The organism is Curvibacter soli (assembly GCF_029211125.1).
Lineage (GTDB): Bacteria > Pseudomonadota > Gammaproteobacteria > Burkholderiales > Burkholderiaceae_C > Curvibacter_A > Curvibacter_A soli.
Map to the genome: position 1 here is coordinate 74,877 of NZ_JARGEN010000021.1, position 7,320 is coordinate 82,196.

General features: G+C 69.6%; 10 protein-coding genes. 4 read left to right on the plus strand and 6 right to left on the minus strand.

Going from position 1 to position 7,320, the window contains the following annotated elements; genetic code table 11:
- Positions 1-198: 198 nt before the first annotated feature.
- Genes PY257_RS05100 through PY257_RS05110 form a run of 3 tightly spaced genes read right to left on the minus strand, consistent with a single transcriptional unit; the run spans position 199 to position 2,266 of the window.
- Positions 199-750 carry a TPM domain-containing protein gene (locus tag PY257_RS05100; RefSeq protein ID WP_275739528.1) on the minus strand — a complete coding sequence of 184 codons (552 nt, stop codon included), beginning with the start codon at positions 748-750 and terminating at the stop codon, positions 199-201.
- Between the two features lie 2 nt (positions 751-752).
- On the minus strand, positions 753-1,631 hold the full coding sequence (locus PY257_RS05105) for a TPM domain-containing protein (RefSeq protein ID WP_275739530.1): 879 nt from the start codon (positions 1,629-1,631) through the stop codon (positions 753-755).
- Between the two features lie 38 nt (positions 1,632-1,669).
- Complete coding sequence (locus PY257_RS05110; RefSeq protein WP_275739533.1) at positions 1,670-2,266, minus strand: LemA family protein; 597 nt, start codon at positions 2,264-2,266, stop codon at positions 1,670-1,672.
- A gap of 218 nt (positions 2,267-2,484) precedes the next feature.
- Here PY257_RS05110 and PY257_RS05115 point away from each other — a divergent pair, with 218 nt between their 5' ends.
- Genes PY257_RS05115 through PY257_RS05130 form a run of 4 tightly spaced genes read left to right on the plus strand, consistent with a single transcriptional unit; the run spans position 2,485 to position 4,779 of the window.
- Positions 2,485-2,937 (plus strand): YybH family protein, encoded by a 453-nt coding sequence (locus PY257_RS05115; RefSeq protein WP_275739535.1) that lies wholly within the window; start codon positions 2,485-2,487, stop codon positions 2,935-2,937.
- A gap of 45 nt (positions 2,938-2,982) precedes the next feature.
- On the plus strand, positions 2,983-3,177 hold the full coding sequence (locus PY257_RS05120; RefSeq protein ID WP_275739537.1) for a hypothetical protein: 195 nt from the start codon (positions 2,983-2,985) through the stop codon (positions 3,175-3,177).
- Entirely contained in the window at positions 3,177-4,229 is a 1,053-nt protein-coding gene (locus tag PY257_RS05125; protein ID WP_275739539.1) for a YheT family hydrolase, read from the plus strand. Before PY257_RS05120 ends, PY257_RS05125 begins: the two co-directional genes overlap by 1 nt.
- Before the next feature lie 4 nt (positions 4,230-4,233).
- Positions 4,234-4,779, plus strand: coding sequence for a DUF2946 family protein (locus PY257_RS05130; RefSeq protein WP_275739541.1), 546 nt, complete (start codon positions 4,234-4,236; stop codon positions 4,777-4,779).
- Positions 4,780-4,810: 31 nt separating this feature from the next.
- Here PY257_RS05130 and PY257_RS05135 read toward each other — a convergent pair whose 3' ends face one another.
- From PY257_RS05135 to PY257_RS05145, 3 genes are all read right to left on the minus strand, one after another.
- The gene (locus PY257_RS05135) at positions 4,811-4,960 is read right to left on the minus strand and encodes a hypothetical protein (protein WP_275739543.1); all 150 of its coding nucleotides are present in this window, start codon (positions 4,958-4,960) and stop codon (positions 4,811-4,813) included.
- Between the two features lie 77 nt (positions 4,961-5,037).
- Positions 5,038-5,601 carry a c-type cytochrome gene (locus tag PY257_RS05140; RefSeq protein ID WP_275739545.1) on the minus strand — a complete coding sequence of 188 codons (564 nt, stop codon included), beginning with the start codon at positions 5,599-5,601 and terminating at the stop codon, positions 5,038-5,040.
- A 298-nt stretch (positions 5,602-5,899) separates the two neighbouring features.
- Positions 5,900-7,222 (minus strand): IS4 family transposase, encoded by a 1,323-nt coding sequence (locus tag PY257_RS05145; protein ID WP_275739547.1) that lies wholly within the window; start codon positions 7,220-7,222, stop codon positions 5,900-5,902.
- Positions 7,223-7,320: the final 98 nt, after the last annotated feature.

The following is a 7,320-nucleotide window of genomic DNA, read 5'->3' on the forward strand; positions in this document are numbered from 1 at the left end:
GCCAGCGCTTGTACAGCGTGCGCTGGCAGCTATCAATTCAGTTATCCATGGCGCTCGCGCGCCACCCGCGACGCATGAAACTGGCGCAGCCCAATGCCAGGGATACCGCGGAACCGGCTTTGCCGGGCCGCTGGTATCGCCCCCGGCGAGGGGGTTGGCGGCCACACGCAGTGGGCAAGCCTGGGGGAGTGTTCCATCTCAGGAGTCGAGCAGCTTGTCGCCGGCCAGCACGGGCGCGTCGGGAAGCTCATTGGCACGGAGCCCGCCTGCGCTGTCCGCCGGCGCCGGGAAGTGCTGCACCAGCAGCGCCGACACCTCGGCCAGCGCTTCGGTCAGGCCATCCTCGTAGCGGCCCTGGCGGAACGCCGCGCCCATGTGCGCCACCAGCGTGCGCCAGGTGCCGGGCGGCACGGCGCGCGCCAGGCCGCGGTCGGCCACGATCTCGATCGCATGCTCGGCCAGCAGCAGGTAGACCAGCACGCCGTTGTTGTGCTCGGTGTCCCACACGCGCAGCTTGCCGAATAACGTGACCGCGCGCTCGCGCGCCGTGGCGCCGCGCCACAGGTAGCTCAGCGGCAGGCCGGCTTCCACGCAGATGCGGATCTGGCCCGTGTGGCGCCGCTCGCTGGCGGCCACGCGCTGCATGAGCCGCTCCACCAGGGCCGGCGGCAGCGCGCGCCGCACGTCGCGCTCGTCCACCAGCCAGCGGTGCCGCGCGATGCGCGCCAGGGTATGCCACCAGGTTGCCATCGTCACCAGTCCCCCGAGGCGCCGCCGCCGCCGAAATCACCCCCGCCGCCGGAGCTGAAGCCACCCCCGCCGCCGCTCCATCCGCCGCCGCCATAACCGCCCCTGCCGCCGCCACGCCCCGCCACGGCGGGCGCTGCGCTCGCCAGCAGCGTCACGAGCAGAGCGAAGAACCCCGCGAGGCCCGCGACGATGGTGCTGGCGGTGAGCCAGAACGCCACGCCGCCCGTGCCCGCGCCCATGACCAGCGGGCCCAGCTTGCCGCCGAAGACGCGGCGCACCACCGGCCCGATGGCGAACACGGCGAAGAAGAAAAAGAGTGCGAGGTTGCCCCAATCGAAGCCGGACGTGTCCAGCGGCCCGTCGGTGGCCTGACCCGCAGGTTCGGGCAGCGGCTCGCCATCGATGCGCGCGATGATCTGGTCGGTGGCGGCCTGCAGCCCGCCCGCGAAGTCGCCGCGCTTGAACGCGGGGGTGATGGCGCTGTCGATGATGCGGCTGGCCGCCAGGTCGGGCACCGCGCCCTCGAGCGTCTTGGCGACCTCGATGCGCACCTTGCGGTCGTTCTTGGCCACCAGCAGCAGCAGGCCGTCGCCCACGCCTTTGCGTCCGATCTTCCAGGTGTTGCCCACGCGGTTGGCGTAGCTGGCGATGTCCTCGGGCTGCGTGGTGGGCACCATCAGCACCACGACCTGCGAGCCCTTGCGCTGCTCGAAGGCCGCGAGCTTGGCATCGAGCGCCTGGCGCGCGCCGGCGTCGAGCGTGCCGGTGGTGTCCACCACATGCGCGGACAGCGCGGGAACGGACTGCAGGTCCTGCGCGCGCAGCAGGCCGGCATGGCAGGCGATTGCTATCAGAAAAATAGCTGCACGCGCAATCAGCATAAGCGATGGAGGCTGATTTTACTAAAATCCTGGGCGGATCACTTGGTGCCGAAATCCACCTTGGGCGGCGCCGACAGGTCGGTGCCTGCGGGGTTGGCGAAGTTGGCCTTGGGCTTGTAGCCGAACACCATGGCGGTCAGGTTGCTCGGGAAGCTGCGCGCGAGCACGTTGTATTCCTGCACCGCCTGGATGTAGCGGTTACGCGCCACGGTGATGCGGTTCTCGGTGCCTTCGAGCTGCACGCGCAGGTCGCGGAAGCCCTGGTTGGCCTGCAGCGTGGGGTAGCGCTCCGACACCATCATCAGCCGCGACAGCGCGCTCGAGAGCTCGCCCTGCGCCTGCTGAAACTTGGCGAACGCCTCGGGGTTGTTGAGCGTCTCGGGCGTGACCTGGATGGCCGTGGCCTTGGCGCGCGCCTCGATCACCCGGGTCAATGTGTCCTGCTCGAAGCTGGCCTCGCCTTTCACGCTGGCGACGATGTTGGGGATCAGGTCGGCACGGCGCTGGTACTGGTTCTGCACCTCGCTCCAGGCGGCGCTGGTCTGTTCGTCGAGGCGCTGGAAGTCGTTGTAGCCGCAGCCGCCCAGGGCCAGCGTAAGCAGCAGGGCGAAGAGGGTGGACAGGAGTCTTTGCATGGCGTTTGCAGGTCGAAACGTTGGGGCTGTGCAGTATGGCAGAACGCCAGGGCCGTCCCGCGCGGTTGCGTCCGGTTGCCGTGGCCGCGGCGCATGGCCGACAATCGGCGGTCATTGCGCCATGCCCCTACCGCCATGAAAAATAGCCCTCACGCTCCACCGCTGCGCGGGTCGCTGCCCCCCGAGGGGGCCGCCTTTCATCTTGGGGCGGCCCGGCGATGAAACACGCCAAGCCCCCGGCTGCCATCCTCGGCGGCAATGCCGACGACATCGAGGCCGCCTTCTATGCCGCTTTGCAGGAGGGCGACGTGGAGCGCGTCATGGCCTGCTGGGCCGACGAGGACGACATTGTCTGCGTCCACCCCGGCGGCGCGCGCCTGGTCGGGCACGCGGCCATCCGCGCCGCGTTCGAGAGCATGGCCGGCCACGGCGCGCTGCAACTGCGGCCCGGCGCCGTGCGCAAGATCGCCTCGCTCGGCTGCGTGGTTCACAGCGTGGTCGAGCGGGTGGAACTGCGCCTGCCCGATGGCGCGCGCGAGGCTTTCGTCATCGCCACCAACGTCTACCACCAGACGCCGCTCGGCTGGCGCCTGGTGGCCCGGCACGCCAGTGCCGGCACGCAGGAAGAGGCGCAGGAGGCCGCGGCCGTCGCCACACACCTGCTGCATTGATCCTAGAAACGGCAGTTGACCGCTTTGCATCCCTTGCCAGGCCGCATGAAATCGAGCGTTGACGGCTTCGATGACGTTCACCTCGTGGGTGAGAGCGCTATGCACCTGCCAGCACCGCGCTCGGCGCGCCATGCGGCGTTGCTCCTCCTTGCGGGCAGCAAGCCCGCCGCGTCGTCGCGCCTTGCCTGGCACCCCGATCACGGCACCGGCAGGCGCATCCAACTGCCGTTTCTAGGTTGATGGACGACGACGCCACGCTGGCCGCCTACCATGCGCCCGCCTGGCTGCCCGGCGGCAACCTGCAGACCATCTGGCCCGCGCTGCTGGCGCGCCGCCATTGCGGGCCGCGCCCGCAGTACCGGCGCGAGCGCTGGGCCACGCCCGACGGCGACTTCGTGGACGTCGATTTCCTCGACCCTCCAGCCGCCCTGACGCCCGCACGCGGGACAATGCCTGCGGAGGGCGCTGCGCTGCCGCTCCTGGTGCTGTTCCACGGCCTCGAAGGCTCCTCGCGCAGCCACTACGCCGAGGCCTTCGCCGACTGGGCCCGCGCGCGGGGCTGGGCTTTTGCCGTTCCGCATTTCCGCGGCTGCAGCGGCGAGATCAACCATGCTCCGCGCGCCTACCACTCGGGCGACTATGAAGAGGTGGGCTGGCTGCTCCGGCGCCTGCGCCACGGCCATGCGGGCCCGCTCGTGGCCGTGGGGGTGTCGCTGGGCGGCAATGCGCTGCTGCGCTGGGCCGAAGAGGCCGGCGACAGCGCCCGCGCCACGGCCAGCGCGGTGGCCGCAGTGTGCGCGCCGCTCGACCTGGCCGCGGGCGGGCACGCCATCGGCGCGGGCTTCAACCGGCTGGTCTACACGCCCATGTTCCTGGCCACCATGAAGCCCAAGGCGCTGGCCATGCTGGCGCGGCACCCCGGCCTGTTCGACGCCCGGGCACTGCGCGCCGCGCGCGACCTGCACACCTTCGACGACGTGTTCACCGCGCCGCTGCACGGCTTCCGCAGCGCCGACGACTACTGGGCCCGCGCGTCGGCCAAGCAGCACCTGCAGCGCATCCGCCTGCCCGCACTGGTGGTGAATGCCCGCAACGATCCATTCGTGCCCGCAGCCAGCCTGCCGCAGCCGCGCGAGGCGGGCCGCTGGGTCACGCTCTGGCAGCCCGCGCACGGCGGGCATGTCGGCTTTCCGCAGGGCCGCCCGCCCGCGCACCTGCGGGCCATGCCCGAGGCGGTGGGCGGCTGGCTGGCGCGGCATGCTATCCAGGGCGCGCCCGCTGCGCCAGAATAGGCCCATGGACGACATCGTCAGACAGGCCATCGCCAAGTGGCCCCACGTGCCCGACTGCTACGGCTGGCTCGGGCTGGACGCGCGCGGGCGCTGGTACATGCGCGACGACCGGGTGCAGGCGGCGGGGCCGTTTCCGCAGGCGCGCGGCGCGCTGCTGGAGCACGCGGCGCTGATCGCCTTCATCACGCGCAACTACGAGGCAGACGCCCGCGGCTGCTGGTTCTTCCAGAACGGGCCCCAGCGCGTCTATGTGGAACTGGAGGCCGCCCCCTTCGTCTGGCGCGTGGCCGAGGGCTTCGCGGTCAGCGCGCATACCGGCGCGCCGGCGCGCGTGCAATGCTGCCTGACCGACGAGGCTGGGCGCGTATACCTGCAGACCGACATCGGCTTCGGCCTGGTGCATACGCTGGACATGGCCTTGGTCGGCGATGCCGTGGAGCAGGGGCTGTGGCTGCCGCAGGCGGTGGCAGCGGCGGAGCTGCCTGCCCGCTTCGGCTATGTGCGCAGCCCGTGGGCGCAGGCGGCATCCACCGGGGCCGGGCAGGCGTGAACGGCTGCGCTCCTTGGCGGGCGTGCCCTGTTCATCCGCCCGGCGTCGGAGGTGGCTGGCCGTATTGCGACAGCAGCCAGCCGCAAAAGACCTCCAGGGGCGGCAGGTGCGCCTTGGCTTCCGGATAGCAGAGCCAGTAGCCCGGCTCTTGCGTGTAGCCATCGTCCAGCGGCGTCGACACGAGGCACGCCGCCATAAGTGAGCGGCGCAGGCTGGCCGTGCCGGCTCCGCTGTGCCGGCGAGGCGCTGCTTGGCGCCTTATTTGCCGCTGCTGTCCGGGGCCGCCGGGGAGGCGGCTGCTTCGGGTGCAGGGGCCGCTGCTGCGGGCGCCTGCGGTTCGTCGAACTTCGCGCCGCCCGCGTTGGCCATGTAGACCACGGCCCGCCCGACCTCGGTGTCGTTGAACTCGCCGCCGCCCTGCGGCACCATGGCGCCCTTGCCGGCGAGCGCGGAGTGCAGCAGCGCGTCGAAGCCGGTCTTGATGCGCGGCGCCCAGGCTGCGGCATCGCCGAGCTTGGGCGCGCCGGCCACGCCCGCCGTGTGGCAGGCCGTGCACTGGGCCTTGAAAACGTCTTCGCCGGAGCGCAGCGGGCGGTTGGCATCGCGGATTTCGACGCTGCCCACTTTCTGGATGCGCTCGGCAATGGCCTTTTCCACATTCACGGCGCCGGCAGCCGGCTTGTCGCCTGAGGTCACGAAAACCACCAGGCCGATGATCCCGAAAATGGGAACCACGAAGGCGAAAAACACCGTGGCCAGCAATTGCTTGGGATTCTTGATGGGGCCGGTATGCGCTTCTTCTGCGGCGTGGATCTCGCTCATGTCGTCCTCGGTGTTATGGGGGCTGCGGGGCAGCATAGGATTCTAGTGCAGTGCTCAACGCCAAGCAGCACATAAAACCGCGCCTTTTGACGCATGGCGGCGTTGCAAATCCTCGCGATAGCTACGGCTATCGCTGTGGTTTGCGCCTTGTCCTGCGCCAAAACGCATCGCTTTTATTGGTGCCGCCAAGCATCGAACACTGCACTAGCCGTGGGCGATGTTATCGGCTTTTGACCTGGGCCAAGCTCGGTGCCTTCCCTGAAGGTACGCGGGGGGCGGGCCCTGAAAGCCATGCCTTTCAACGTCTTTGCTCAGCCTTCTCGATAACGCGGGCCGTAGAGACATGGGACCTGGCCGTGGCAGCGTCGACATAGCCGGCTTGGGTGCGGCTTTTCTGGGGTCCACGCTTGCTGCTGGCCAGTTGCCTGGGGTTGAGCCCGCGGGCCAGCCGTAGCAGGCGCTGCAGCAGATGCCCTGGGTCGTCGTCGGCACAGGGCAGGTGCTCGGCCGGCAGCAGCATGATCATCGCCTCATAGCCGCTGACGATCTCCACCGCCAGGTGATAGGTGGACACGTCCAGCTCGGGATGCGTGCTCCGATGCGCGTGCTCGGTCACCGCCTTGAGCAGGGACAGCACGTTGTAGGCCAGCACCGCCACGGCAAAGCCCAGCAACGCCGCGCGTGGATGCCCCAAGGTCTTGACTTCACTATGCAGGACCGACTCCAGGCGCCCGAACATCCCCTCGATACGCCAGCGCTTGCGGTACAGCCGTGCCAGGGTGGCCGCCTCGACCTGCGCGGGCAGGTTGCTCCATAGCATGATGTGCGTGTCGCCCGATTCGGTGGGGGCGTCCAGTGTGATCTCGATGCGCCGCCACGGCCGCGATGCGGCATGGCCTTCCGAGGCCAGCACGATGGACTGCTCGCGCACCCGCCCGGTCTCGATGGCCACCGGCCCGCTCCAGGCTCCGGCCTCCTTGAGCCGGGGATGCTTGGCGTGCTCGCGCACGATGAAGCCGGCGCCCCGTGTCTGCAGCCCGCTCAGCAACACCTCGGTGCAGAAATGCCGGTCGCCGATCCAGGCTTGGCCAGGCTGGGCGCTGTCGATGAGTTCGGCGGCGGCCACTCGCTCGCTCTCGTAGGCGTCCTCGCACGCCACGATGTCGCACACCAAAGTGCTGTCCGGGTCGTAGACCACCACGGTGTGGCCTGGCAATGCCGCGCCGCGCAATCCGCGCAGCGGCGCCAGCCGCTTCTCGCTGGCCGGCAGGTGGTTGCCGTCGATGATGCGCACCTGCCAGCCCGGCAGGCTGGGCTCCATGTCCAACCCCGCCATCACCGGCGCCAAGCGTTCTGCACTCCCTCTGACCAGTGCCCGCAGCAGGCCAGGCTCGGTGCGCTTGACCTTGGCATACAGCGCCGCCAGCGATACCGGCAAGCGATCGGCCATCTTGCGTGCTGCCGCGTGCAGCGACGGGCGCAATCCCAGGGTCACCAGCGTCATCAACTCCACCACGCTGGAAAACAACAACTCGCGCGGATACTGACGCTGGCGGTTCTGCTCGAACACTTCGTCGATCCACGCTGCCGGCAGCGCACGATCGAGCGCCAGGCGGGTCATCACCGCCGCCGGAGCTCGCTGTTCATTAGGACTTACGCAAAAGCCATGGAGAGCGATGGACTTCTGAGTTCCTGACGCAAGTAGTCTGAGAGCAACGA